Origin of the sequence: Pseudomonas cerasi (assembly GCF_900074915.1) — a bacterium.
In the GTDB taxonomy this organism is placed as follows: domain Bacteria; phylum Pseudomonadota; class Gammaproteobacteria; order Pseudomonadales; family Pseudomonadaceae; genus Aquipseudomonas; species Aquipseudomonas cerasi.
This window is the reverse complement of record NZ_LT222319.1, coordinates 3759902-3785029: the sequence shown is the minus strand read 5'-3', so window position 1 is coordinate 3785029 and position 25128 is coordinate 3759902. Positions and strand designations below refer to the sequence as shown.

The window sequence follows — 25128 nt, the reverse complement described above, 5'->3', positions numbered from 1 at the left end:
ATGCGCCATCGAGACTGGACCACGCGTCTGAACGAAGTGATCAAGGCTGCCCAAGGGCGGCCTTTTTCATGGGGCGAATTTGACTGTTGCCTGTTCGCCGCCGACTGCTCGAGCGCGGTGTGCGGTGTCGATCCGGCCGAGCAATACCGAGGAAGTTACAAGACTGAGTCCGGGGCAAAGCGCGCGCTGAAGAAGCGCCACGGCAGCCTGGAAGCTGCATGGGATGCGTGCTTTGCGCGGGTTGCCGTTCCCTTTATCCAGCGCGGTGATGTCGTCATGTACGAAGCGCCAGCGGGACGCAGCATGGCCGTGTTCTGGGCGGGAGATTATTGGGCGACGACCGACGACGGCGTTGCTCGCGTTGTGTGTGAGCCGCTGGCGGCGTGGAGGGTTGAATAATGGGCAGTGGCGTCAAAAAGATTGCCCAGGTCGCCGTCGGCGCAGTGATCGGTTTCGTGCAAGGCGGCCCCGTTGGCGCAGTGGTGGGTGCTGGTTTGGCGTTCTACGCCGCATCGCAGCAGGAAAAGCTCAACACCAAGTCACCTCTTCGCGACAACGAGCCTTCCGCCCAGACCGTGCGCTCGTCGAAGGCTCCTGTCCGCTTCATCCTCGGTCGGGTTTCCACTGGCGGCGTGCTGGTATGGGCGCAAGAGCAGGCAGGGGAGGCCACCGAAGGCGAGCTTCTGCATCTTGTGTACGTGCTCTGTGAAGGCGCTATCGACGGCCTGGAAAACATTTATCTCGGCGAAGAAGAGATAGCCTCGTTTGGCGAATTCGCCAGCTACGAACTGATTGTCAATCCAGCAGAGGTCAATGCGTACCTCAAGGCCAACTGCCCAGACTGGAAAGACAGTCAGATCGGACGTGGCTTGTCGTTCGTGCGCGTCACGCTGAAATACAGCGCCGAGCGGTTCCCGTCAGGCATTCCTGACACCCGCTTCGTAGTCCGTGGCCGGAATGACATTTACGACCCGCGTACCGGCAACAACATCTACACCGCCAACACCGCATTGCACATTCTCTGGTACCTGCGTAACCGCTGCAACGTCCCAGACGACGAGATCATTTTCGAGACCTTCGCCAGTGCGGCAAACGTCTGCGATGAAACGCTGACCAATGCCGACGGCTCGGTCAGCCAGCGATATCGCACCTCCTGCGTGATTGGTGCTGACGAGCAGCGTCCGGGCGTACTGCAGAAGCTGGAAGCGTCATGCGCCGGCAAGCTGATCCGTGTCGGGGGCCGTTGGATGCTCCAGGCCGGTGCCTACTACGGCCCGCATGACTTCGAGATCACCGAAGACATGATCATCGGCACTGTGTCCGGCAGCACCGAGTCGACCAACGATTCCGCCATCAACACGGTGCGCGGCACATTCATCGATCCTGAGCAGTCCTGGACCGAGACGGATTACCCGGAGGTCAGCGTTTCCGAATGGATTCTTGAGGACGGCGGCGAAGCTGCCGAGACTATGACGTTCTCGTATGTGACCGACGCATATCAGCCGCAGCGCCTGGCGAACATCGCTATGCGCCAACGTCGGGCTGGCGGTGCGATCAGCCTGCCGATGAACTTCTGGGGCTACAACTGCAGGCCTGGTCGCGTCGTGCGTGTGAACCTGCCATCACTGAACATCCTAGGCGAATTCATCGTCTCGGACTGGTCGATGGGTGACAACGAAGGCTGCACGGTTCAAGTCAAGCAGTACGAGGCGGCAATCTTCGATGACGCCGTGGGCCAGCCTTACAACCCGCTGGGTTTCATCAACCTGCCAAGCGGCGGGCTAGGGTCGCCCACCGGGCTTGCATGGTCGGCTGGCGATGCTGCTGAGGTGGTGCAGGGCGTGCTGTCGTGGGTCCCGCCGCAGGGTATCGTCACGTCGTATGTGGTCACGGTTCGCCAAGGCGGGAACGCTGTGCAGTCGCGCTCTGTGCCTGCCACTGCTAACACTTTGGCTATCAACGGGCTGCCGTCGGGTGCTTACACCATGAGTGTCGCCGCTCTGGGCCCTATGGCCAGGTCTGGCGAGGCAACGATATCGGTGAGCATTCAGGGTCCGCCAATCCCCGAGTCCTGCGTTGTGCAGTCCTCGCTCGACAGCATCGTGCTTATTCCTCAAAACCCGAATCACGCGCTGAACGGCGGCACCTACGAGTATTTTTTCAGTACCAATCCGAAGGCCACATCAGGCACGGCCGAGTACCTTGGGCAGGGCTTGTCGTTTACTCACAACGGCCTGGCGTTTTACACCAACTATTATTATTTCATCCGATCGTCCAATGCATACGGAAAGAGTGCTTTTCTCTATGTTCCAGCCTCCACGTCGAACGATGTCTCCGCCTACTTGGCGGCTCTAGCCGGGAAGATCTCCGAAACCGAGCTTGGTCAGAACCTGGTGGAGAAAATCGACCTGATCGACGGCAATGGGCCGGGTTCGGTCAACGACCGCTTGGCGGCAGCAAAAGCTGAGCTGGCCGAGCAGATATCTGACGTTGATGATGCGCTGGGCACTGTCAGGGCGGAACTGCAGCAGCAGATCGATAGCATTGCCGACCTTGCCGATTCCATGCCCTACAAGCCAGGTGAGACTTACGCGGCCGGGCAGGGCGTTCTGGGCGCTGATGGCATCATTTATCAGGCCACGCAGAACGTGCCGGTCAACACTCCACCGCCGAACACCAATTACTGGCTGAACGTGGGCCAGGCGGTGGCCACTGCCGTGGGTCTGGCGTCGCGGGTGCAGACCGTTGAAACGAAGGTTACGTCCATCGAGGGCGTCAACACCGCCCAGTCGCAACAGATCACCGGCCTGCAAACGTCTCTGGACGGCAAGGCATCGGCCAGCAGCGTGCAGTCGCTCGGTAATCGTGTCACAGATGCCGAGGGGAAGCTCACCAGCCAAGGCTCTGCCATTACGGCGATCAACACTGAGCTAGCCGGTAAAGCCAGCAGCGCCACGGTGCAGGCGCTGAGCAACACAGTCACGCAGCAAGGCCAGGATATAAAGGCGCAAGGCCAGGCCATCACAAGCGTGACGGCGAGCCTCGGAAACACGGGCGGGCAGAACCTGTTTTTCAATCCGGCGTTTACCAAGGAAAGTGCAGTTGCCGGCGTAGCGGAAGGTTGGCAAATCGACGTTGGTACGGGCGGCACGCACATCGCTTCCTTGGTGCCGTCATGGCTGGTAAGTACCGAGAAAGCCCAGCGTATCGACGTCTCCGACCTTAACCAGGCTGCGGGTTATCGCAGCATTAGAATCGTCAGCGCAAGTTATCGGCCAAAGGTCACTGCGGGTAATTCTGTGGTTGCTTCGTGCAACGTGCGAGCAACTGCAGGGCTGGTGTTCGCGGTCTTCATTCAAGGTGTTAATGCCGCAGGTACCGATGCAGTGACCGTGTCCGGTCCTAGGGTCGTGGCCACTGGCGGCACTCAGCGGCTCGTCTACGACTTCCCGAACCTGCCGGCCGGGACTGCTTCTGTGCAGGTCTACTTCCGGCTGTATGGTTCGGATACGGTCAGCGCGGGCTTTGCAGAGTACACGCGGGCGCAGCTTGAAATAGGCACCACGGTCAGCGGCTGGAAAGACAACAACGCAGTGTTGGGCATAGAGCAGTCCGCGACTTCGTCTGCAGTGGCTGCGCTCAGCTCCAGCGTTAGCCAGCAGGGCGCGACGATCATTGCCCAGGCATCCAGTGTGCAGGCGTTGCAGGCATCGTCTCGGGACGATAATGGGGATGGTGAGCTGGCCGATGCCGTGAATGGCTACAACAGTGCAGCAGGCATTGTGCAGGAAGCAACTGTACGAGCCACGCAGAACGAAGCCACGGCCAGGACGGTTACGCAACTGACCGCATCGGTGGGTTCAAACACCGGCCAGATTACTGACCTTCGTGAGGTCGTCACTAGCAATCTCGCTTCTACGGCGACGGCCATTACGCAGCTGACCACGAAGGTGGGCGGTAACTCGGCAGCCATCCAGTCAGAGGCGACGGCTAGGTCGAACGCAGACGGCGCGCTGTCCACGAAACTGGATCAAGTCCAGGCAACGGCCAACGGTGCGAGCGCAGCCGTTCAAACCGTCAGCTCGGCGCAGGCGACTACCGACGGCAAGCTGACGGCGCTGTATACCGTCAAATTGCAGGTCAATTCCAACGGCCAGTACGTCATGGCGGGAATCGGCGCGGGGATTGAGAACGTCGGCGGGATTCTGCAAAGCCAGATCCTCATGTCTGCTGATCGGTTTGCGCTGGTGAACACGTTGGCGGGCGGGGCGATATCGACACCGTTCGTTGCTCAGAACGGCCAGCTGTTCCTCGGCCCTACGTTCATCATGGACGGCACGATCACCAACGCCAAGATCGGCAGTTTCATCAGCTCGACTGACTATGTGGCCGGGCAGCGCGGGTGGATTCTGCGCAAGGACGGGACGCTCGAGATCAACGGATCAGGCGCTGGCGGCGGCAGGCTGGTAGTTACCAATCGTTCGGTCCGCGTGTACGACACCAACAACGTCAAGCGCGTGCAGCTCGGAGACCTCAGTGAATGAGCAACGGAATGAGGGTGTGGGGCGCAGATGCTGCGCTCCAGTTGGACGAGAATTCATTCACGATCCGGGTTGTACTGTCGACGCTTGTCACGTTCTCCGGCTCCACAAAGACCAGCCAAGACTTTGCTGTGCCTGGAGTGGGGCCGGGGAACGGAGTGGCAATAGTGATCCCGGCCGGCACCTATGACAGTAATCAAAGGCAGCATGAAACAGAACTCGTTGACGGTGTCGCGAGGGTCTACAACCACACCAGAACTTATGGATCAAGCACGGTTTCCTCGGGAACCATGCGCCTAATCGTTATGAGGTTTTCATAATGGCGGAAGCATACGGACTGGAGTTTTCCAATAACAGCAATGTGGTGGTGCTTGACTCGCAATACGCGAGGCTGATGGTTATTGCTTCCGGGCGTTATCAGCCCACCGAGGAAAGCGGGCTTGGCTCGACCACTTACTTTCCTCGGCCTGTTACATCCCAAGAACCGCCCTTGGTATTTGTTAGGCCTGATACTGTGAATGCAGTTGCAGGTCTTTGCATGATGCGTCTTGTGGGTTCGGCTGGTAACTGGACAGGGTTCTACGTCCGAGCGTATGACGTGAACACTGCTCAACCCAACGGCCGCTATTTCGTCGCTCAATTTGCCGCCCAGCCGGTGGCTGACTTTGGGATGCGACTATGGGATGGCGCGACCAATTTGCTTTTCGATTCCGGGACTCCGAGCGCAAACTTTACTCGAGCGTTCCAATCATGGGGGCGGGAGAAATCCGACACGTCAGCGCAGGGCTTTACCAGAGTCTACTACTCAGTTCCGTTCAACTTTCCCGAAAACGAATATCTACTTATTAACTCGTTCGGAATGGGGCTGAACTCGGGTAGTGGGATATCAAGAGGGCTGTATTGCTGGTGGGACTTTCCGAATAATAAGCTTTATGCAATTACCACTGCGCCAGCTAATCCGACAGCGTTCTTTCTGCCAGCAGTCTTTGCAAAGATGAATGCCTAACCCATAAATTTATTGAGTAAACATCATGCCTTGGTACAAGTCGGGTACGGTTGCCGTCACCCAAAATTCGAACGCGGTCATTGGCACCAATACCGCATTCATAGCAAACAGCCGGGTAGGTGATGGCTTCCGCGGGCCTGATGGTGGCTGGTATGAGGTGACCAACATCGCCAGCAATACCGCGATGTCGATTGCGCCGAACTATCAGGGAGCCACCAACAACGCGGGTGGGTACGCGCTTGCTCCGATGCAGGGCTACGTCAAGGATTCTGCTGATGCGCTCCGGGCGCTGGTCAACCAGTTCGGATCTACGCTTGCGGTGCTGGGCGCTTCTGGTACGCGCGAGGGCGTACGCGCAGCACTTGCGGCCGCCGCCAGCGGGAATAACGGCGACATCGTTTCCTTGTCCGGCCTGACAACAGCTCTGACAATCGACCAGGGCGGCACCGGTAGGAAGACGGCAGGCGAAGCAATCCAGGCTCTTGGTGGTATCCGCCTCGGGGTAGGCAACTCATCCATAGGCACAAGTCTTTTTTCTGGGGCGCCGCCAGGTATAGCTGCGATCAGTTCTTCTAACAACGACGGCAATACAGCTCTGCGGATTGGCAACGGCAACAACAATAACGCATCTGCGGTCATGACCTTTATTCGGGACGGATCATTTGGACTTCACTTAGGCATTGATACCGACAATAGATTCAAGATCGGCGGGTTTTCGATGGGCGCTGTAGCGCGAACGATTTACCACGAAGGCAACGCGGTCGGAACTGTTTCACAGTCAGGAGGCTTGCCCACAGGCGCTATAATAGAAACGGGGAATTTAAACGGCGGCACGTTCACGAAATATTTGGACGGCACGATGATTTGCCGAGGGATATCGCCAACCCCAGTGGCGGCTAGCCAGGGAGGTGGACCGATCTTCTACTCAGGCGGCGTTTCTTTCGTATTTCCTGCGCCATTTGCTGCTGTTCCGGCAGTGACGATGCAGGCCATCACCTCTAATGGTTACTTTTGTTGGGGTGCATCCGATGGTAGTGCCACTGCTACGGGCATCATCGGTCGAGTTGTTTCCCCATCGAGTACCGCTTCTTCGTACCTTTGTTATATAGCCGTTGGCAGGTGGTTCTAATGATTATCAAAATAGCTCCCCAGCGACGGGATGATGAATTTGTTGTAGAAAAAAACGGCATGGCATTGAAGATTAATGGAGATACGTTCGACTTTTCGCCAATGCAAGAAGGGGGTACGTTGCCGAGGTCTGCCATTGCATGTGAATGGATATGGGATGACGTTAATGTTGATGGCGGGCAACTTGTTGTATGCCTGATTTTACCTGTTCCCGCAAATTACAGCCCTGAGCAAGCCTACCCCGCGGACCTGACTGATGTGCCTGACGGTATCGTCCAGTTTCCGAAAGCGCTCCCTCTGATCGAAACGGCTTAAAGGACCTGAACATATGTCCAATATTGACTGGACCCAATTAATTACCAAAGAAATGAAAGAGGCAGCTTCCGAAGCCCGATCCCTAGCCAAGGCGAAGAGTGATTTGCTCGAGCGGAGCAGTGCGGCCGCTCAACAGATCGCCCGCATTCAGGACCGCATTGAAACGCTGGGCTATGGAATCGAGGCCGGCGAGGCGACTCAGCAGGAAGAGGAAGAGGCGGCGGCGCTTGCCCCTGTTCTCAAGACGTGGAAGGCCTACAAGTTCGCGCTGGGCAAGGTCACCGCTCAGCCGACCTGGTATCAGGCACCGGTCTGGCCGGTCGCACCCGCCACCCCTGAAATCGCCGCCGCACCGATGATGCTCGACGAACCTGCTACCTGATAGACGCCAAAACCAAATCACCCGCCACTGAGCGGGTATTTTTTTGCCTGGAGAAAACCGAATGTCCATCACCACGCAGCAGCTGCTGCAGATCCTTCCGAGCGCCGGCCAGAAAGCCGGCGTTTTTGCACCCGTCCTCAACACGGCGATGAGCAAATACCAGATCGTCACGGTGCCACGCGTTGCGGCGTTCATTGCTCAGGTCGGCCACGAGTCCGGCCAGCTGCGTTACGTGCGCGAGCTGGGCGGCAGCGCCTACCTGTCGAAGTACGACACCGGCAAGCTTGCTGAGCGGCTTGGCAACACACCCGAGGCCGACGGCGACGGCCAGTTGTACCGCGGGCGGGGCCTGATCCAAGTGACGGGGCGTGCCAACTACGAGGAATGCGGCGAAGCGCTGGGCCTGGACCTGATCAACCATCCCGAATTGCTCGAGCTGCCGCAGCACGCCGCGATGTCGGCGGCATGGTTCTGGCACCGGGCCGGGCTCAACACGCTGGCAGACAAAGGCGACTTTCTGACCATCACCAAGCGCATCAACGGCGGCACGAACGGCCTGGCTGATCGGCAGGAGCTGTTCGGCCGCGCATTAAAGGTGCTGGCGTGAAGGTCGTGCCGTGGCGGGCGGTTGGCGCACTGCTGATCCTGCTGGCGCTGGCCGTTGCCCTATACGGCGCATACCGGCACGGCGTCACAGTCACCGATCTGGCTTGGCAGGCGAAGTGGGCCAACCAAGTCAGCACCCAAGCCGAGGCAGTGGCCACCACCACCGCTGAATATCGAACCGAAGAGCAACGCCGCCAGAAAGCGGCCAACCAGGTGGCAAACGATGCAAGACAAGAACAGACCGCTGCGCTTACTGATGCTGCTGTCGCTGACGCTGCTGGCGACCGGCTGCGCGTCGAAGCTGGAAGGCTGGCAGCCACGGCAAGTTGTGTGCCCGGCGATACCGGAGCTACCGAACGAGGCAAGGCAGCCACCCGCGCCGCCATGGTGCTCTCCGACCTGCTCGGCCGGGCTGACGCGCGAGCGGGAGAACTGGCAAAGGCTTATGACGAATCCCGAATAGCCGGGCTGGCCTGCGAGCGATCTCAAAAATCCTTGATTACCTCTGAGTAACGGAAAAACAAAATGGCCACTACGCAGCTGATTCAAAGAGACATGGGAAGGACGATGCTTATCGTCAAAGCGAACGGCGGCACTGTGACGGTCGAGAAAAAGGCCGGCGAGAGCTGGGTGGTAACCGATACGTTCGCCAGGGACGGCGGGTATCTTCTGGAACTGGGTAGTTCCTATACCCGCATAACCCCTATTGCTGGTGCTTTCTTCGAGGTCACCCGATGAGCCTTCTGGTCAATCAAACTCCGCGCCGCCAGCCGATCCGCCGTGGCCTCGGCCTGCTCGGCGATAGCTTCTCGGGCAACTGCCACACCATCGCGGCGACGGCGTTCGGCACCGAGGCCTACGGCTATGCGGCCATGATCGCGGCGCGCACCGGCCTGTTTCCCAGCTACCTCGACAACCAGGGCAAGGTCGGCGACCACACCGGCCAGTTTCTCGCTCGGCTTCCGGCCTGCGTCGCGTCGTCCACTGCAGACTTGTGGCTGCTGCTGTCGCGGACCAACGACAGCACCACGGCAGGTATGAGCTTGGTCGACACGAAAGCCAACGTGATGAAGATCGTCACCGCGTTCCTGAACACGCCCGGCAAGTACCTGATCGTCGGCACCGGTACGCCGCGCTTCGGTAGCAGGGCGCTGACCGGGCAGGCGCTGGCGGATGCGATCGCCTACAAAGACTGGGTGCTGAGCTACGTCAGCCAGTTCGTGCCGGTCGTAAATATTTGGGACGGCTTCACCGAGGCCATGACCGTGGAAGGCCTGCACCCGAACCTCCTGGGTGCGGACTTCATCAGTTCGCGAGTCGTGCCGATCATCAATGCCAACTTCGAGTTTCCCGGCATTCCGCTGCCCACGGACGCTGGCGATATCTACTCGGCCATCCGCCCGTTCGGCTGCCTAAATGCCAACCCGCTGCTGGCGGGTACTGGCGGCACGCTTCCGGCTGGCGTGAACGCCGTGGCGGGGTCTGTGCTGGCGGACAATTACAAGGCTGTCGGATCGGGCCTGAGCGGCATCACCACGCGGTGGTACAAGGAACCGGCTGCCTATGGTGAGGCGCAGTGCGTTGAGCTGGCCGGCAACATGGCGGCGGCGGGCGGCTACATCTACGTTCAGCCCACGGCCAATGTCATGCAAGCCAATCTGGCGGCCGGTGACGTTATTGAAATGGTGTCGGCGGTGGATATTGTAGGTTCGTCGCGCGGCATATTGGCCTGGGAGGCTGAGTTGACCATCACCAAGCCCGTCAGCGGGGCCTCGACCACAATTTACTATCGCTCGATGGACAAGTACCAAGAGCCTTTCACCATGCCCGCCAGCTTCTCCGGGCAACTGGAAACCCAGCGCGGGACCATCGATCTTACGGAAACGGTCATCACTTCACGTATGGGGCTGTACCTGGCAACGGGCGTGGCGCAGGGCTCAACTGTGAAGGTCGCTCAGTTCGGGATTCGCAAGGTATAGATGAACGGGACGCGATCTACGATAAAGCTGGCGTACACCCCTGATTGCCGAACGATTGCGGCAGCTTGTTCGGGCACTCCGGATCTTCGACAAAACCCAGGCCAGCGCAAGGCGCGCAATCCTCGCGCAGGTCGAATCTGTCACAGCAGTGGAGGCACCTGATAAATGTCGAATAGCTGTGGCGCTCCCACAGCGCAACGTAGGCTTTGAAGTCACCCCGATCAAGAGCGGCAGTGCCCGATGGTCAGGTTTTGGACAAGCGTTGGAACCATTCTGCGACTCCTGCCACTCAGCGTTGACTCTTCGCTCAGGACATTATCATGCAGGCAGATCCTTTCCAGTCGTTCGCGCGATTGATCATCAAACAATATCCGGACACGCCCCAAATTCATGAGTCGGAAAAACATTCAGTTTACTTACTGACGTTTGGCGCGGATCTGAATATTCATCTCATAGGAAGCCAGCCCGGATATCTGAATTTAGTTGCCACATTCCCCGCACCTAGGGCTTGGCTAGAGGTTGAAGGGCTTCATGCTTTGCTCTCAGAAAATATCTTTAGCCTCCAGCATCCCCAGATTGTTTTGGGTTTGGATGCGGCGGGCGGGAAGTTGGTGATTTCGCTGCGTCAGCCATTGGCCGAGCTAAGCGACGAAAGTGTCTTGCCGTTATTCGAAGCATTTGTTAGGCAAGCAATTGATATGCATTCGGGAAAAATTCTCTCTCCGTCGACGACAAGTACCGCGCCAAAACCCGGGGAGTTAGGCAAGACCCGTTTACAAGTGAAAAGTAATCCATCATCACCAGTTAAGGAGAAAAGTCGTGCATAAAATCAGTAGTCTTTTTGGAGGTGGATCGTCCGTCCAAACCTATGATGCGACTGTTCGGCACAGTCAGTCCACCGCCACCGTGCATAACACATATGACAGTAGTCACCTCGGTCTCCCTGCCTACAATGGCTACGGGGTCACAGTTTCCTCCGGCACGCTCGCGATGCTTGCTGATGCAACGTGGGCAAATAGGGTGGTAAAAAGCGTAATTCCTTCGGGCGCCGGCAATCAAAAAACGGACATAATAAATTCTAGCGGTGAAAGTTGGGCCAGATTACATTTAGCTAACGCTAAGTATAAACACGGTGGCAGCACAAATCACCTCAAGCGTGCGCAGGAATTTCAGGGGGGTAACTGTGCTGTTCATGCCAGCGTCGCAGCTGCTGCTTTGCAAAGCCGAGGCGTGCGCTATCCTGTCAGCCGCGTACGTGCGAGTCTGCCAGATGGCAATAGTCACGAGTTTCTACTTTTGGGGGATCGCCGCCAGTCCGGAGATCGAAATACAGTTGTGGTCGACTCTTGGCCTACCTACCCTAGCGCCTGTACGCTGGATCAGGCAATTCTGCATGATGCTTCAAATGGTACCCATCACCCAGTCACTCACTTGCTTGAAAGCTATCGAAATGAAATCTGGGAATCACCGGTCGATTCTGCAGATGTACGGCGGCTGACCAAAATTAAAGTACTTGGGACCGACGATCTTAACGAAATGCTCAGGAAAGCCAAGCTTCCTAAGTTGGATTCTGAGCAACTTGTGAATCGTGCGTTGAGTGATGACCGATTCGGCCAGTTTGACGTTCGCGTCGCTACCGATCCAAGCACTCTCTATAAAGCTGACTCTGGTACTGAATGGCAATCTTTTGACCCCATTCTGCGGTAAAGGCATTCCCTAATTTTTAGTGCAGCGCGGTAGCGCGCGCTGCTTCAAGCCCTGTATTTGCGTACAGTGGTCGAGTGTTTCACGTTGAGGAGTGGTGTTCGTCGGCAGGATGCCGGAGGAGTGGTGCAGAAAGGCGTGGAGCGGACTGTAGAACGCTGTTTTGGTCCTAAAATGGTCCTAACCGACAACCTATAAACACAAAACCCCTGAAATTCTTTAATGAATTCAGGGGTTTAGCGTGTTTCGAATATGGCGGTGAAGGAGGGATTCGAACCCTCGATACAATTTCTTGTATACACACTTTCCAGGCGTGCTCCTTAAGCCACTCGGACACCTCACCGTATCTCGACGACAACGTTGTGTCTGTCGAGGCGCGCTAATGTAGTCGAAACCTTTTCCTAACGCAAAACTTTTTTTCAGATTTTTCATGCGCTTAAGCAAATAAACGACGATTCGCCAGTAAAAAGCCTTTGTAGCGGATGCGGCCCTTGGGCAAAGGGCCGCATGTGGTGGAGGCTTCAGGCGCTAAAGCCGCCATCGATGGTCAGGCTGGCACCGGTTATGTAGCCGGCTTCCGGGCCTGCCAGGTAGGCAACGAAGCTGGCGATTTCTTCGCTGGTGCCGTAGCGGGGCAGGGCCATCAGTGCTTTCAGGGTTTCGGCGAATTCGCCCTGCGCCGGGTTCATGTCGGTGTCCACCGGGCCGGGCTGGACGTTGTTGACGGTGATGCCCTGCGGGCCGAGGTCGCGGGCCATGCCTTTGGTCAGGCCGATCAGCGCCGACTTGCTCATGGCGTACGTGGCACCGCCCGCAAAGGGCATGCGGTCGGCGTTGGTGCTGCCGATATTGATGATGCGGCCGCCTTCTTCCATGTGCCGAGCGGCTTCCTGGCTGGCGATGAACACGCTGCGCACGTTGATTGCCAGAGTTTTGTCGAAGTCCTGCATGCTGAATTCATTGAGCGGCGCAATGGCCAGAATGCCGGCGTTGTTGACCAGAATATCCAGCCTGCCAAGGGTCTCGGCAGTGGTCTGTACGGCCTGGCGGATGGCTTTTTCGTCGGCGCTGTCGGCGCGAATGGCCAGGGCCCGGCCGCCGTTGGCGACGATGCTGTCCTGAATCTCCAGAGCGTTGACCTCGGAGCTGACGTAGGTAAACGCCACGGCAGCGCCTTCTTTGGCCAGGCGCTGGACGATGGCCGCGCCGATACCGCGTGAGCCGCCCTGCACGAGCGCTACTTTGCCGGCGAGTTTAAGGTGTTCGATCATGATGTTCTCCTTGGGGGCAGGTCTCGGACAGGCCTGAGCCTATCGACGATTGCGACCAGAATAGACCTTGATTGCGATAGTCTTGCTGAACCAAAAGTTCGGACTGATTCAACATGGATATTCAAGGCAACAGCGCGCTGATCCTGATCGACATGCAGCAGGGCATCAATCACCCCAAGCTGGGGCGGCGTAACAATCCGCAGGCCGAGGCGAATATCGGCGCGCTGCTGAGTGCTTGGCGACAATCCGGGCGTCCGGTGATCCACGTCCGGCATTTCTCGACGTCGCCGCAATCAGTGTTCTGGCCGGAGCAGTCGGGGGTCGAGTATCAGCCAGCGTTCTTGCCGCGTGCCGATGAGCGGGAGTTGAGCAAGCAGGTCCCCGACGCGTTTTGCGGATCGTTTCTGGAGATGTGGTTACGTTCGGACGGGATCGGGCAGGTGGTGATTGTCGGCGTGATCACCAACAATTCGGTCGAGTCCACCGCACGCAGTGGCGGCAATCTGGGGTTTGATGTGCTGGTCGCGCACGATGCCTGCTTTACCTTCGATCAACAGGACTTTTTCGGCACGCCGCGCAGTGCCGAGGACGTGCATGCAATGTCGCTGGCCAACCTGCACGGTGAATACGCCACGGTCCTGTCCACGGCGCAAATTCTCCAGCAGGTTGCTGTCGAATAAGCGCCGGACGGGTTTACTTGCGGGTTTTCTTCGGGGCTGCGGGAAGCGGGGCGAACAGTGCCTGCAAATCTTCGTCGCGCAATTTCCAGTCGCCGCTGGTGCGACCGTCAAGCACACCCGAGGCCAGCGCTGATTTTTCCCGTTGCAGGCGCTGGATTTTCTCTTCCACGGTGCCGCGCGCGATCATCTTGTAGACGAACACCGGCTTGTCCTGGCCGATACGGTACGCGCGGTCGGTCGCCTGATTTTCCGCTGCCGGGTTCCACCACGGGTCGTAGTGGATCACCGTATCGGCGGCGGTCAGGTTGAGGCCGGTGCCGCCTGCTTTGAGGCTGATCAGGAAGATCGGCAGCTTGCCACTCTGGAAATCATGGATCGGCGTGCGGCGATCGCGGGTCGACCCGGTCAGCAGGGCGTAGGCGATACCGCGTTGCTTGAGCTCTTCCTCGATCAGGCTGAGCATCGAAGTGAACTGCGAGAACAACAGAATCTTGCGACCTTCGGCCAGCAGTTCTTCGAACATCTCCATCAGGCTGTTGAGCTTGCCCGAGGTGCCCTGTTTGCTGTTGACCGGCATGTCCTGATTGACCAGGCGCAGGTCGCAGCACACCTGACGCAGCTTGAGCAGCGCTTCGAGAATGATGATCTGGCTGCGTGCCACGCCTTTGCGGGTGATTTCGTCCCTGACCTTTTTATCCATCGCCAGGCGCACGGTTTCGTACACATCGCGCTGCGCGTCGTTGAGGTCTACCCAGTGGATGATCTCGGTCTTGGGTGGCAGTTCGGTCGCGACCTGTTCCTTGGTGCGACGCAGCAGGAACGGCTTGATGCGCGCATTGAGGTGATGCAAGCGGTCCTGGTTGCCGTGCTTTTCGATCGCCGTGCGGTAATTGCTGTTGAATTCTTTGCTGTTGCCCAGCCAACCGGGCATCAGGAAGTGAAACAGCGACCACAGCTCGCCCAGGTGGTTTTCCAATGGCGTGCCGCTCAGGCACAGGCGCTGGCGGGCGTTGAGGTTGCGTGCGGCCTGGGCGGCCTTGCTGTTGGGGTTCTTGATGTACTGCGCTTCATCGAGAATCAGCACGTGGAAGGGCTGTTTTTCGAGCAGTTCCAGGTCCCGTGGCAACAGCGCGTAGGTGGTCAGGATCAGGTCGTAATCCTGAAGATTGCCGGCGTCCTGGTGGCGATTGGCGCCGTACAGAGCCAGCACTTTCAAATCCGGGGTGAAGTGCTCGGACTCGTCCAGCCAGTTGGGTATCAGGCTGGTCGGCATGACCGCCAGCGCCGGGCGGTCGAGGCGTCCGGCCTGTTTTTCCATCAGCAGATGAGCGAGGGTCTGCAGGGTCTTGCCCAGGCCCATGTCGTCGGCCAGCACACCGCCGACTTCCAGCTCGCGCAGCGACTGCATCCAGCTCAGGCCTTCCAGCTGATACGGGCGCAACGTGGCGTTCAGGCCATCGGGCAGGCTGACCGGCGCGTCCTTGATGTTGATCAGGCGTTCGGCAAAGTGACGCAGGCGGTCGCCGCCCTGCCAGGTCAGCGGCAGGTCTTCGAGCTGGGTAAGGCGCGCCGCATCGGCTTTACTCATGCGCAGCGCGTTGTTGCCCTCCTGACGCCAGTAGAAGTCCCCCAGCGTCGCCAGTACCGGCTTGAGTCGGCCATAGGGCAGGGCGATCTGTACCGGGCTGCCGCCGCTTTGCGTGAAGTGGTTGAGCTGCACCAACAATTGTTCTTCGTCCCCGCGCTTGGCCACGGCCGACGGGCTCATCAGTTCGGGATGGCTGCGGATCAGGTTGATCAGAATCGGCAGCAGGCTCAGGCGCTCGCCGTTGACGATGATGCCCAGTTCCAGGTCGAACCAGTCGCGTTCGTTCTCTTCGTCGATGACCGCGTACCAGTCTTCCACCGGCGTGACGTCGAAACCGAACTCGTCCTGAATGTCGATTTCCCAGCCTTGCTCGCGCAGTCGCGGCAGGTCATCGAGGACGAAATGCAGCCAGGCCTTGTCGTTGGGCAGTTCGTACATGTCGCCGGCGCTGTCGGGCAGTGCCTTGCTTTGCCGAGTGGCGACCTTGAAGCCCAGGTCGGCCAGTTCCTGACGCAACTGCCGCTCCCGTTCGCCCTGACGACGGATGCGCAGGGTTTCGGTGTCGGTGTGTTCGATGATGTCGCTTTTCTGATTCACCAGATCGCTGCCCAGCGAACTGACCAGAATGCTGACGTTGGTGGTGCCGACCGCGTAATGCTTGCCGTAGGCAAAGGCCAGCGCGGCACGGTGCTGAATGTGCCGCTGCATGCGCCCGTTGCGCGGCTCGTAGGCACTGAACTCGATGCTGGCCAGAATCAGCCTGGGCCGTGGCTGCAGGTCATCGATCAGGCGCTCCGGCAGCCTGGGTTTTTGCTCGACGGGCTTTTCCGGCTCTTGCTGGTGCGAGGCCAGTGCGGCCTGCAGCAACGGACGGTTTTGCGGGTCCTGCAGAAACAGCAGGGCAGCCACGCAATGTTTGCAATCGTTGCGAACCGGGCAGGTGCATTTGCAGGTCAGGTAATTCTTGTAGCGATCGGGGTCCTTGAACAGCAGTGTCTGGGTATAGATTTCCAGGCCCGAGCCCCGACAGGCGGTGCGGATGATCTGCGGGCTGGAGTCTTCCAGCACGATGCGTTTTTGCCGGGCGTAGTCGCGCCCTCGCTCAAGCGTTCGCTCGTGGAATAGGTCTGTCCAGGCCGCAGCCAGGACTTTTTCGAGAATGGACGACAAGTTTTAAAAAGCCCTACGCCGCAGCGATGCTCAAAAAGAAAGGGGACGCCCGGGCGTCCCTTGCGTACGTAAAGATCAAAGAGGAGAAACCTTGATCAGCAACGCGAGGTTGCCGTTGTCCAGATAGGTCAGCTCACCGTTCTTTACCCTGGCAGTCTGCTTCAATCGTTCACTGCTGATGACCACGCCATGCGGGTCCAGCTGGTTGACCCAGAATTGTGCACCAATATCGGTGAAGCGTGCCATCGCCAGACTCACTGTACCTTCGATCGGGAAATGCCCAAGCCGCTCTTCACCATTGGTGATGGCGACTTTGCCCGGTTCGCTGCCGATGCTCTGCTGCCAGGCGCGCTGCATCAGCACTTCATAGTTGCCACTGCCTTGCAGTTTGCTCGCCAGATCATTGAGGGCGGGGCTTCGTTCATCGTTCGCGTCGATCTTCTGTGCGCCCTTGTCCCAGTTTTCCGGTACAAGCTGGCGGGTCGAGGCCGGCTCGCCGTTCTGGCGAAACAGCAGAATCTCGACCTGATACAGGCCGTCGGCGAACGCGGTCGGCGCGATCAGCGTCAGCAGCAGGATCAATGAACGAAACAGACGCATGCGTGAATCCTTCAAGCAGTTTTCGGGGTCAGGCGCTCAAGCAGCGCTTCGATCGTGTTGAAGCGCTCTTCCGGGCGCTCCATGGGAACCATGAATTTGAACAGCGTGGCACCTTCGAACTTGTAGCGGTTGGGCTGGCTCTGGATCAGCTTGATCAGGGTCAGTGGGTCAACCGGCGTCTCGGCCGCGAACTCGATACGGCCACCTTGCGGGCCACCGTCGATTTTCCGGATGCCCAGCTGTTCGGCGTGCAGTTTGAGCAGCGTGATACGCACCAGATTCTTGGTCGGTTCCGGAAGCAGGCCGAAGCGGTCGATCATTTCGACCTGCAGGTCCTTGAGCGCCTCTTCGTCGGCGGCGTTGGCAATGCGCTTGTAGAGAATCAGGCGCGTATGCACATCTGGCAGGTAGGCTTCGGGGATCAATGCCGGTACACGCAGGTTGATTTCCGGTCCGCCGCCCAGCGGCTGGTCGAGATTGGGCTGCTCGCCCTTGCGAATCGACTTCACTGCGCGCTCGAGCATTTCCATGTACAGGGTGAAGCCCACCGCCTGGATCTGGCCGCTCTGGCCGTCACCGAGCAGTTCGCCTGCGCCACGGATCTCCAGGTCGTTGGTGGCGAGCACGAAGCCCGCGCCCAGGTCCTGGGTGTTGGCAATCGCTTCCAGACGCTTTTCGGCATCCGGGGTGATCTGTTTGCGCGGCGGGGTCAGCAGGTAGGCATAGGCCTGGTGGTGACTGCGCCCGACGCGACCGCGCAACTGGTGCAACTGGGCCAGACCGAACTTGTCGGCGCGCTCGATGATGATGGTGTTGGCGCTCGGTACGTCGATGCCGGTCTCGATGATGGTCGAGGCGATCAGCACATTGAAGCGCTTGTGGTAGAAGTCGCTCATCACCTGTTCGAGTTCGCGCTCGCGCATCTGCCCGTGGCCGATGCCGATACGCGCCTCCGGCACCAGCTCGGCCAGGTCGGCGGCGCATTTCTCGATGGTCTTGACGTCGTTGTGCAGGTAATAGACCTGACCGCCGCGCAACAGCTCGCGCAGCAGGGCTTCCTTGATGGTCGGCTTGTTCTGCTCCATCACGAAAGTGCGCACCGACAGCCTGCGCGCCGGTGGCGTGGCGATGATCGACAGATCACGCATGCCCGACACGGCCATGTTCAGGGTGCGCGGGATCGGCGTTGCAGTCAGGGTCAGAATATCGACCTCGCTGCGCAGCGCCTTGAGCTGTTCTTTCTGGCGCACGCCAAACCGGTGTTCTTCGTCGATGATCACCAGACCGAGGTTCTTGATCTTGACGTCATCCTGCAACAGCTTGTGCGTCCCGATAACGATGTCGATTTTGCCCTCGGCCAGATCGGCAACCGCGGCGCTGACTTCCTTGGCCGACTTGAAGCGGCTCATCACCTCGACGGTCACCGGCCAGTCGGCGAAACGGTCGCGGAAACTGTTGTAGTGCTGCTGGGCGAGCAGGGTGGTCGGCACCAGAATGGCCACCTGACGCCCGCCATGCACGGCGATGAAGGCAGCGCGCATGGCCACCTCGGTCTTGCCGAAGCCCACGTCGCCACAGACCAGCCGATCCATCGGCTTGGGCGCCAGCATGTCGGCGCGCACGGCATCGATGGTGGTCTGCTGATCCGGTGTCTCTTCGAACGGGAAGCCTGCGCTGAAGGTCGCGTAATCGGCTTTCGGGTCGGCAAACGCATAGCCTTCGCGGGCTGCGCGACGCGCGTAGATGTCCAGCAGTTCGGCCGCCACGTCACGGACTTGCTCGGCAGCCTTACGCTTGGCTTTCTGCCAGGTTTCCGAGCCCAGGCGGTGCAGCGGCGCGGTTTCGTCGTCGCTGCCGGTGTAGCGGGCAATCAGGTGCAGGTTGGCGACCGGGACGTACAGCTTGGCGTCTTCGGCGTAGGCCAGCATCAGGAATTCGGCGACCTGGTTTTCGACTTCCAGGGTCGCGAGCCCGAGATAACGACCTACACCATGATCGATGTGCACCACCGGCGCGCCTTCGCGCAGCTCGGTGAGGTTCTTGATGACTGCATCGTTATTGCCGCCGTCGGTGCGCTTTTCGCGGCGACGGCGTTGCATGACACGCTGGCCGAACAGCGGGCTCTCTGCGATCAGCGCCAGGGCTGGTTGTTCCAGCAGCAGGCCTTCGTCAAGCGGCGCGATGGTGATCGCCAGCCGGTCCTTGCCGTCGACGAAGTCCAGCCAGCTGTCGACGGTCTTGGGTCGCAGCTTGAGGCGTTCGAGCAGTTCCAGCAGCACTTCCCGGCGTCCGGCAGACTCGGCGGTGAACAGCACGCGACCGGGGAAGTCATCCAGAAAATTCGACAGGGCCGCCAGTGGTTGAGTGGCCTTGGCTTCGATGGACAGGTCCGGCAGGGACTGCGCCGGGAAACGCTCGCGTCCGGCACCGGCGTCGACATCCTGCTGGCTGGCGACCACGCGCGGCCAGTTTTTCAGGCGCGCGAAGCAGTCTTCTACCGGGAGAAACAACTCGGCTGGCGGCAGCAGCGGCCGGGCCGGGTCGACGCGGCGTTCTTCATAGCGATTGCGCACGTCGTTCCAGAAGTTCTCGGCAGCCTGTTCGATGCCCGGCAGGGAGAACACCTGAGTGTCCTGCGGCAGATAATCGAACAGCGTCGAGGTTTCCTCGAAGAACAACGGGATGTAGTACTCGATGCCGGCAGGCGTAATGCCGCTGCTCAAGTCCTGGAAAATCGGGCTGCGCCGGAAGTCCACGTCGAAGCGCTCGCGAAAGCGCGCCTTGAAGCGCGTGACTTCTTCTTTCTGCAACGGGAATTCACGGGCAGGCAACAGGCGTACCGACTCGACCTTGTCGATGGAGCGCTGGGTGTCCGGATCGAAGGTGCGCAGCGTTTCGATCTCATCGTCGAACAGGTCGATACGAAACGGCAGCTTGCTGCCCATCGGGAACAGATCGATCAGCGCCCCGCGCACGGTGAACTCGCCGTGTTCGTAGACCGTGTCCACATACCGGTAGCCGCTGGCTTCCAGACGCGTACGCATGGCTTCCACATCGAGCTTCTGGCCAACATCCAGCACCAGGCTGCTGCCGAGCAGGAATTTGGTCGGCGCCAGTCTGTGTAGGGCGGTGGTGATGGGAACTACCAAAACGCCATGCTCCAGTTCCGGCAGGCGATAGAGGCTGGCAATACGCTGGGAAATGATGTCCTGATGCGGCGAAAACAGGTCGTAGGGCAGGGTTTCCCAGTCCGGGAAGTGCAGAACCGGCAGCGTAGGCGCAAAAAACTTCAGCTCTTGCTCGAGCCGCTCGGCGCTTTGGCTGTCGGCGGTCAGGAGCAGGGTGAAGCGCTTCGCCGCGCTGGCGGCTTCGGCAATGGCCAGGCTCAGTGTGGCACCGGGAAGATTGCCCCAGTGTTGTTTGCCTGCAGCGGCAGAAAGATGCGGTAGACGCAGAACTGGCACGGGAAGGTCGGGCTCCAGGCGTTGCAACAGGGGCGGCGATTGTAACGGGGGAAGGTGGTGGCTGTCAGTTTTCCGGAGTATTACCGAGTGTTTACGGGCGAAAATTATGTAGTGCGCGTCGATATGACAGCCGTGCATTGCTCATAAACAAAGGCGCGGTCATAATGTAGCCCCTTTTTTCAGCCCCTACATGTGGAAGGTTCCCGTGACTCAGAAGCCCGACCAGTGTCTTGGTGAATGGATTGATCGTGAAGCTCTCGCCGAAGCGATGATCCCGCTCATCGGTCAGCTCTACCGCAATAATAATGTGGTGAGCTCGATCTATGGCCGTAGCCTGATCAACCGTTCAGTCATCGCGATTCTCAAAGCTCACCGCTTTGCGCGTCATCGTCAGTCCGATGCGGTTGAGTTGTCCGTACACGAGACGTTCCCGCTGATCAAGGCGATGAGCGAGCTCAAGCTGGGTGCCGCTTCGGTGGACCTGGGCAAGCTGGCCGTGAAGTTCAAGACCGAAGGCAATGGCCGCACGCCAGAGCAGTTCGTTCGCGAAGAACTGGCCAGTGTAGTGGGTCAGCAGGGCACCAGCCCACGCAAGGGCACCGATGTCGTGCTGTACGGTTTCGGTCGTATCGGCCGCCTGCTGGCGCGGATCCTGATCGAGAAGACCGGTGGTGGCGACGGCCTGCGTCTGCGCGCCATCGTGGTCCGCAAGGGCGCGGAAAACGATCTGGTCAAGCGCGCCAGCCTGCTGCGCCGTGACTCGGTTCACGGTCCGTTCGATGGCACCATCACCATCGACGAAGCCAACAGCACGCTCACCGCCAACGGCAACCTGATTCAGGTGATCTACGCCAAGAACCCGTCCGAGGTGGATTACACCCAGTACGGTATCAAGGACGCTCTGCTGGTGGACAACACCGGTGTATGGCGTGATGCCGACGGTCTGGGTCAGCATCTGGCCTGCCCGGGCATCGACCGCGTGGTCCTGACCGCGCCGGGCAAGGGCAAGCTGAAGAACATCGTGCACGGTATCAACCACGGTGAAATCACTGCGGACGACAAGATCGTCTCGGCGGCATCCTGCACCACCAACGCCATCGTGCCGGTGCTCAAGGCGGTCAACGACAAGTTCGGCATCACCAACGGTCACGTCGAAACGGTTCACTCGTACACCAACGACCAGAACCTGATCGACAACTTCCACAAGGGCGACCGTCGTGGCCGTAGCGCTGCATTGAACATGGTCATCACCGAAACCGGTGCCGCTACCGCTGCTGCCAAGGCATTGCCTGAGCTGGCCGGCAAGCTGACTGGCAACGCTATTCGCGTTCCGACGCCGAACGTGTCCATGGCCATTCTCAACCTCAACCTCGAGAAGCAGACCACTCGCGAAGAAATGAACGAGTACCTGCGCTACATGGCGCTGCACTCGGACCTGCACAAGCAGATCGACTTCGTGAACTCGCAGGAAGTGGTCTCCACTGACTTCGTCGGCTCGCGTCACGCCGGTGTGGTGGACGCCGAAGCGACCATCGTCAATGACAACCGCGTTGTGCTGTACGTCTGGTACGACAACGAATTCGGTTACAGCCATCAGGTAGTTCGCGTGATGGAAGACATGGCAGACGTCAATCCGCCAGCGTTCCCGCAGTAAGCATCAAGCGTATGAGTTGCCCGGTCTGACCGGGCAAAGCATTGAAGGGCCGAATCCTGTGCAAACGGGATTCGGCCTTTTTGCTTTTGCACCTGATCTTCGTGATTTACATAAAGATCATGCGCTGATGTCGTAATTGGAATATTCACCTGCGACATCTAGATTTTTCTTTCCAATGACTTATTTATGCATATTTAAAGTGATCGAATATTTTAAAGGAAATAAAGCGAATTTTTCGTGTTTTTCAAGATGTGGTGACTACTTTGGATCCTATTGCGCTGCCTAATGAATAGCAGTTATAAGCTTATTCAAGAAATCGATGGGCGGCGTTTTAGTCGCGGTTGAAGCTTCATTCGGCAGGCCATGGACGGATCGAAATGTCATGCATTTTGGATGATGAGCGCTGTATCCCCGAGCTGTTGACGCAGCTTCGCAGCTTGTCGCTCGACTTTCTGTCTGGCGCCCAGACCGCTGCTGCGGTCGACACGCGCCCTGATGGCCTGACTCAGCAAGCGGAAATGCCCGAGGAGGGGCTCGGTTGTCTGGAGGCTCTGAGGACTTATTGGCAGCGCTACGCTGATGGGCACAGTCGCAGCACAGGCCCTCGATACTATGGCTTCGTGACAGGAGGTGTGACGCCCGCTGCACTTGCCGGAGACTGGCTGGTTTCCGTCCTTGACCAGAACGTCGCCACTGAGCGCCATTCGATCGCTGCATTCATCGAAGCTCAAGTGCTGACGTTCATCAGTAACTTGCTGAAGCTTCCGGCGGGTTTGTTTCAGGGCGTTTTGACAACCGGAGCGACCGCGGCAAATCTGGTGGGGCTGTCCAGCGCTCGTGAGTGGTGCGGTGAGCAGGCGGGAGTCAGCATTGCGAAGGAATTGCAGCAGCCCCTCCGATAGCGGTATTCGGGGCATCTGCCCACTCAAGCGTTATCAAAAGTCTGGGTGTGCTGGGCATCGGTCGCAAAAATATAATGTCGATACGCAGTTTGCCTGATCGTGAAGCCATGGATATTCAACACCTGGAAGAAGCGCTGAAAAGCAGTGCCTCTACTTCTCGAATTGTAGTGGCCAGCGCCGGTACCGTGAATAGCGGTGATTTCGACGACCTCAATGGTATTGCTGATTTATGCATGAGGTACAACGCCTGGTTGCATGTCGATGCGGCATTCGGTGCCTTTGCTCGTTGTTCTCCTCGTTACGAACACTTGATCGAGGGGCTGGAGCGTGCTGATTCGATAACGGCGGACGCTCACAAGTGGCTTAACGTGCCCTATGACTGTGGAATTGCCCTGACCCGACATACTGCGTTTCATGAGCGGAGCTTTTCCGCTGACGCGCCCTATGTACCCATGGAGGGCGAGCTTCCTGCTTTCATGAACCGAGGTGTCGAACAGTCGCGTCGCTATCGTGCGTTGCCGTTATGGATGACGCTTATGGCTTACGGCAAGTCGGGTTACCGCGAGTTGGTAGAGCGTAATTGTGATGTTGTACGCCAGATCGCTTCGTGGATTGACGGGTGTAAACATTACGACGTGTTGTGCCCTGTCTATTTGAACATCGTGATGTTTCGCTGCCGACGTGTCGGCGGGCGTGATCATGACGCGCACAGCGCGGCAGTGCTGGAAAGAATCAATGCCACAGGTGCACTGTTTCTGACGCCCAGTACGTACAAAGGGGAAAAGGTATTTCGTCTGGCTGTCTGTAACTGGATGACCACACGCAGTGATGTCGCAATTGTGATCAATGCCTTACACGACGCGGTGGCTGGTTATTGAGAGCGGCACTGTTATCAAACGATAAGGAATGTCCTACATGTCTTCGCAAGCGCCTGAAAATACCCCTTCGACCAAGGGGCTGTTCGGCCTGTTTTGCCTGGCCAGCTATCTGCTGTCCCTGTCTTACGGCACCACTTTTCTACTGGCCCTGATGCTGGGCTCTCATGGCGGAAGCGAGTCTGACGCAGGCACAGTGATTTCAGTGGCCATGCTGAGCACATTTCTCGCCGTCATTTTCTCAGGTCACCTGACCGATATCATCGGTGCGCCCCGGGCTATTGCTGCCGGAGGTCTGACGTTGATGATTGCATGCATCGGGTTTGCCATGACCCCGACGTATGGCCCGGCATTATTGATATTCGGTCTGATACTGGGTTTCGGTTGGGGTGTGTTCTACACACTGGGGCCGATTATTGTTGCAATGATCATCGAGCCTGCGCGTCGGGTGAAGTATTTCGCTCTGCTGTCCGGCAGCATGATGAGTGGGATCGGTACCGGGCCTTTGGCAGGGCGCGGTGCGGTGGCAATGGGGTATCCGGTTGAATCGGCGTTCGTCGTCGCGGCCGCTGCCAGCCTGCTGGGTGCAGTCGTGTTTTTCCTGATAGCTCCGAAAATCAGGCTGCAACAGGCTGCTCTCGGGCCTGTGGCCGTGTGCCGCATCACTACAGGTGCTGCCGCGCGCGTACTGCGCTCCAAGGCGTTCTTTCCTATCGTGATGGTGGGATTGGGCGGCGCAATCTTCGGCGGGCTTTCCAGCTTTCAGACCTCCTATGCCGCATTGCATCATCTGGACTATTCGCTGTTTTTCCTCGGGTTCATGTGTGCAGCCATCTCTTGCCGATTGTTGATTGCCGGGTTCATCGTCAAGCGTGATGCTTACCTGTCTTCCTGCGTGCTGACATCCCTGATGATTGTTTCGATACTGATGTTTGTGTTCTCGGTTGAGTCGCCATTCAGTTATCTGTTGGCCGCGATCATTCTTGGCGTGGGTTATGGCTTGACGTACTCGGTGATAAACGGCTTGGCGGCCAATGAAGCGCCCAACGGACTCACCGCACAGTCCTTATTGTTATTCAGTTTGTCTTACTTTGTAGGCGTGTTCGGTTTCCCACTGTTGGCCGGAAAAATAATCGTGGCTTACGGCATGCCCTCACTGCTGTACACGATTCTCTCGGTCGCCCTTTTAAACGGGTGTATCGCGTTGGGCCGTCTTGCCTGGCGCAAGGTGGCTGGCGCCGCCATCGCCTGACCCTAAGCGTT

The 25128-nt window shown here is 58.6% G+C and carries 22 protein-coding genes and 1 tRNA gene; 18 read left to right on the top strand and 5 right to left on the bottom strand.

The window, feature by feature from the left end:
• The 13 genes from PCPL58_RS19165 (at position 1) to PCPL58_RS29760 (ending at position 11664) form a co-directional block, all read left to right on the top strand.
• Positions 1-399, top strand: coding sequence for a DUF6950 family protein (locus PCPL58_RS19165; RefSeq protein ID WP_060402351.1), 399 nt, complete (start codon positions 1-3; stop codon positions 397-399).
• Positions 399-4544: a phage tail tip fiber protein gene (locus PCPL58_RS32140; protein WP_060402350.1), complete on the top strand. Its 4146-nt coding sequence runs from the start codon at positions 399-401 to the stop codon at positions 4542-4544. The genes PCPL58_RS19165 and PCPL58_RS32140 overlap by 1 nt, the downstream gene beginning before the upstream one ends.
• 8 nt (positions 4545-4552) lie before the next feature.
• Positions 4553-4861 (top strand): hypothetical protein, encoded by a 309-nt coding sequence (locus PCPL58_RS32135; RefSeq protein WP_005739968.1) that lies wholly within the window; start codon positions 4553-4555, stop codon positions 4859-4861.
• Positions 4861-5547, top strand: coding sequence for a hypothetical protein (locus PCPL58_RS19150; protein ID WP_065350170.1), 687 nt, complete (start codon positions 4861-4863; stop codon positions 5545-5547). Before PCPL58_RS32135 ends, PCPL58_RS19150 begins: the two co-directional genes overlap by 1 nt.
• Positions 5548-5572: 25 nt before the next feature.
• Positions 5573-6676 carry a phage tail protein gene (locus PCPL58_RS19145; RefSeq protein ID WP_065350169.1) on the top strand — a complete coding sequence of 368 codons (1104 nt, stop codon included), beginning with the start codon at positions 5573-5575 and terminating at the stop codon, positions 6674-6676.
• Positions 6676-6990 (top strand): hypothetical protein, encoded by a 315-nt coding sequence (locus PCPL58_RS19140; RefSeq protein WP_005739965.1) that lies wholly within the window; start codon positions 6676-6678, stop codon positions 6988-6990. Before PCPL58_RS19145 ends, PCPL58_RS19140 begins: the two co-directional genes overlap by 1 nt.
• Before the next feature lie 13 nt (positions 6991-7003).
• Positions 7004-7372 (top strand): hypothetical protein, encoded by a 369-nt coding sequence (locus PCPL58_RS19135; protein WP_005739963.1) that lies wholly within the window; start codon positions 7004-7006, stop codon positions 7370-7372.
• 61 nt (positions 7373-7433) lie between these two features.
• The gene (locus PCPL58_RS19130; protein ID WP_005739962.1) at positions 7434-7979 is read left to right on the top strand and encodes a glycoside hydrolase family 19 protein; all 546 of its coding nucleotides are present in this window, start codon (positions 7434-7436) and stop codon (positions 7977-7979) included.
• Positions 7976-8491: a DUF2514 domain-containing protein gene (locus PCPL58_RS19125; RefSeq protein ID WP_005739961.1), complete on the top strand. Its 516-nt coding sequence runs from the start codon at positions 7976-7978 to the stop codon at positions 8489-8491. Before PCPL58_RS19130 ends, PCPL58_RS19125 begins: the two co-directional genes overlap by 4 nt.
• A gap of 12 nt (positions 8492-8503) precedes the next feature.
• Positions 8504-8716, top strand: a complete 213-nt coding sequence (locus tag PCPL58_RS19120) for a hypothetical protein (protein ID WP_003383111.1) — start codon at positions 8504-8506, stop codon at positions 8714-8716.
• Positions 8713-9957, top strand: coding sequence for an SGNH/GDSL hydrolase family protein (locus PCPL58_RS19115; protein WP_017698622.1), 1245 nt, complete (start codon positions 8713-8715; stop codon positions 9955-9957). Before PCPL58_RS19120 ends, PCPL58_RS19115 begins: the two co-directional genes overlap by 4 nt.
• Before the next feature lie 320 nt (positions 9958-10277).
• Complete coding sequence (locus tag PCPL58_RS19110) at positions 10278-10784, top strand: CesT family type III secretion system chaperone (protein ID WP_005739958.1); 507 nt, start codon at positions 10278-10280, stop codon at positions 10782-10784.
• Positions 10777-11664, top strand: a complete 888-nt coding sequence (locus PCPL58_RS29760) for a hypothetical protein (protein WP_080543552.1) — start codon at positions 10777-10779, stop codon at positions 11662-11664. Before PCPL58_RS19110 ends, PCPL58_RS29760 begins: the two co-directional genes overlap by 8 nt.
• 250 nt (positions 11665-11914) lie before the next feature.
• On the opposite strand, the gene PCPL58_RS19100 is transcribed toward PCPL58_RS29760, so the two are convergent.
• Together PCPL58_RS19100 and PCPL58_RS19095 are read right to left on the bottom strand one after the other, a co-directional pair.
• Positions 11915-12004, bottom strand: a tRNA-Ser gene (locus tag PCPL58_RS19100).
• 178 nt (positions 12005-12182) lie between these two features.
• Positions 12183-12932: a 3-oxoacyl-ACP reductase family protein gene (locus PCPL58_RS19095; protein ID WP_005744370.1), complete on the bottom strand. Its 750-nt coding sequence runs from the start codon at positions 12930-12932 to the stop codon at positions 12183-12185.
• Positions 12933-13045: 113 nt separating this feature from the next.
• On the opposite strand from PCPL58_RS19095, the gene PCPL58_RS19090 reads away from it, so the two are divergent.
• Positions 13046-13612: a cysteine hydrolase family protein gene (locus PCPL58_RS19090; protein ID WP_060403860.1), complete on the top strand. Its 567-nt coding sequence runs from the start codon at positions 13046-13048 to the stop codon at positions 13610-13612.
• A 13-nt stretch (positions 13613-13625) separates the two neighbouring features.
• On the opposite strand, the gene PCPL58_RS19085 is transcribed toward PCPL58_RS19090, so the two are convergent.
• The 3 genes from PCPL58_RS19085 to mfd all read right to left on the bottom strand — a co-directional run bounded on the left by PCPL58_RS19085 (position 13626) and on the right by mfd (position 20434).
• Entirely contained in the window at positions 13626-16370 is a 2745-nt protein-coding gene (locus PCPL58_RS19085; RefSeq protein WP_003371603.1) for a DEAD/DEAH box helicase, read from the bottom strand.
• Between the two features lie 75 nt (positions 16371-16445).
• Positions 16446-16970, bottom strand: a complete 525-nt coding sequence (locus PCPL58_RS19080; RefSeq protein ID WP_003436629.1) for a CsiV family protein — start codon at positions 16968-16970, stop codon at positions 16446-16448.
• An 11-nt stretch (positions 16971-16981) separates the two neighbouring features.
• Positions 16982-20434 (bottom strand): transcription-repair coupling factor, encoded by a 3453-nt coding sequence (gene mfd, locus PCPL58_RS19075; RefSeq protein ID WP_003436628.1) that lies wholly within the window; start codon positions 20432-20434, stop codon positions 16982-16984.
• 190 nt (positions 20435-20624) lie between these two features.
• Here mfd and PCPL58_RS19070 point away from each other — a divergent pair, with 190 nt between their 5' ends.
• The 4 genes from PCPL58_RS19070 to PCPL58_RS19060 all read left to right on the top strand — a co-directional run bounded on the left by PCPL58_RS19070 (position 20625) and on the right by PCPL58_RS19060 (position 25117).
• The gene (locus tag PCPL58_RS19070) at positions 20625-22088 is read left to right on the top strand and encodes a glyceraldehyde-3-phosphate dehydrogenase (protein ID WP_003371610.1); all 1464 of its coding nucleotides are present in this window, start codon (positions 20625-20627) and stop codon (positions 22086-22088) included.
• Between the two features lie 377 nt (positions 22089-22465).
• Complete coding sequence (locus PCPL58_RS32350; RefSeq protein WP_269453951.1) at positions 22466-22990, top strand: pyridoxal-dependent decarboxylase; 525 nt, start codon at positions 22466-22468, stop codon at positions 22988-22990.
• A gap of 47 nt (positions 22991-23037) precedes the next feature.
• Positions 23038-23868, top strand: coding sequence for a pyridoxal phosphate-dependent decarboxylase family protein (locus PCPL58_RS19065; RefSeq protein WP_269453950.1), 831 nt, complete (start codon positions 23038-23040; stop codon positions 23866-23868).
• Positions 23869-23905: 37 nt separating this feature from the next.
• Positions 23906-25117 carry an MFS transporter gene (locus PCPL58_RS19060; RefSeq protein ID WP_065350168.1) on the top strand — a complete coding sequence of 404 codons (1212 nt, stop codon included), beginning with the start codon at positions 23906-23908 and terminating at the stop codon, positions 25115-25117.
• Positions 25118-25128: the final 11 nt, after the last annotated feature.

Coding starts and splice junctions, on each gene's coding strand:
- PCPL58_RS19165 (WP_060402351.1), top strand. CDS start 1: ATGCGCCATCGAGACTGGACCACGCGTCTGAACGAAGTGATCAAGGCT.
- PCPL58_RS32140 (WP_060402350.1), top strand. CDS start 399: ATGGGCAGTGGCGTCAAAAAGATTGCCCAGGTCGCCGTCGGCGCAGTG.
- PCPL58_RS32135 (WP_005739968.1), top strand. CDS start 4,553: ATGAGGGTGTGGGGCGCAGATGCTGCGCTCCAGTTGGACGAGAATTCA.
- PCPL58_RS19150 (WP_065350170.1), top strand. CDS start 4,861: ATGGCGGAAGCATACGGACTGGAGTTTTCCAATAACAGCAATGTGGTG.
- PCPL58_RS19145 (WP_065350169.1), top strand. CDS start 5,573: ATGCCTTGGTACAAGTCGGGTACGGTTGCCGTCACCCAAAATTCGAAC.
- PCPL58_RS19140 (WP_005739965.1), top strand. CDS start 6,676: ATGATTATCAAAATAGCTCCCCAGCGACGGGATGATGAATTTGTTGTA.
- PCPL58_RS19135 (WP_005739963.1), top strand. CDS start 7,004: ATGTCCAATATTGACTGGACCCAATTAATTACCAAAGAAATGAAAGAG.
- PCPL58_RS19130 (WP_005739962.1), top strand. CDS start 7,434: ATGTCCATCACCACGCAGCAGCTGCTGCAGATCCTTCCGAGCGCCGGC.
- PCPL58_RS19120 (WP_003383111.1), top strand. CDS start 8,504: ATGGCCACTACGCAGCTGATTCAAAGAGACATGGGAAGGACGATGCTT.
- PCPL58_RS19115 (WP_017698622.1), top strand. CDS start 8,713: ATGAGCCTTCTGGTCAATCAAACTCCGCGCCGCCAGCCGATCCGCCGT.
- PCPL58_RS19110 (WP_005739958.1), top strand. CDS start 10,278: ATGCAGGCAGATCCTTTCCAGTCGTTCGCGCGATTGATCATCAAACAA.
- PCPL58_RS19095 (WP_005744370.1), bottom strand. CDS start 12,932: ATGATCGAACACCTTAAACTCGCCGGCAAAGTAGCGCTCGTGCAGGGC.
- PCPL58_RS19090 (WP_060403860.1), top strand. CDS start 13,046: ATGGATATTCAAGGCAACAGCGCGCTGATCCTGATCGACATGCAGCAG.
- PCPL58_RS19080 (WP_003436629.1), bottom strand. CDS start 16,970: ATGCGTCTGTTTCGTTCATTGATCCTGCTGCTGACGCTGATCGCGCCG.
- PCPL58_RS19070 (WP_003371610.1), top strand. CDS start 20,625: ATGTGGAAGGTTCCCGTGACTCAGAAGCCCGACCAGTGTCTTGGTGAA.
- PCPL58_RS32350 (WP_269453951.1), top strand. CDS start 22,466: ATGTCATGCATTTTGGATGATGAGCGCTGTATCCCCGAGCTGTTGACG.
- PCPL58_RS19060 (WP_065350168.1), top strand. CDS start 23,906: ATGTCTTCGCAAGCGCCTGAAAATACCCCTTCGACCAAGGGGCTGTTC.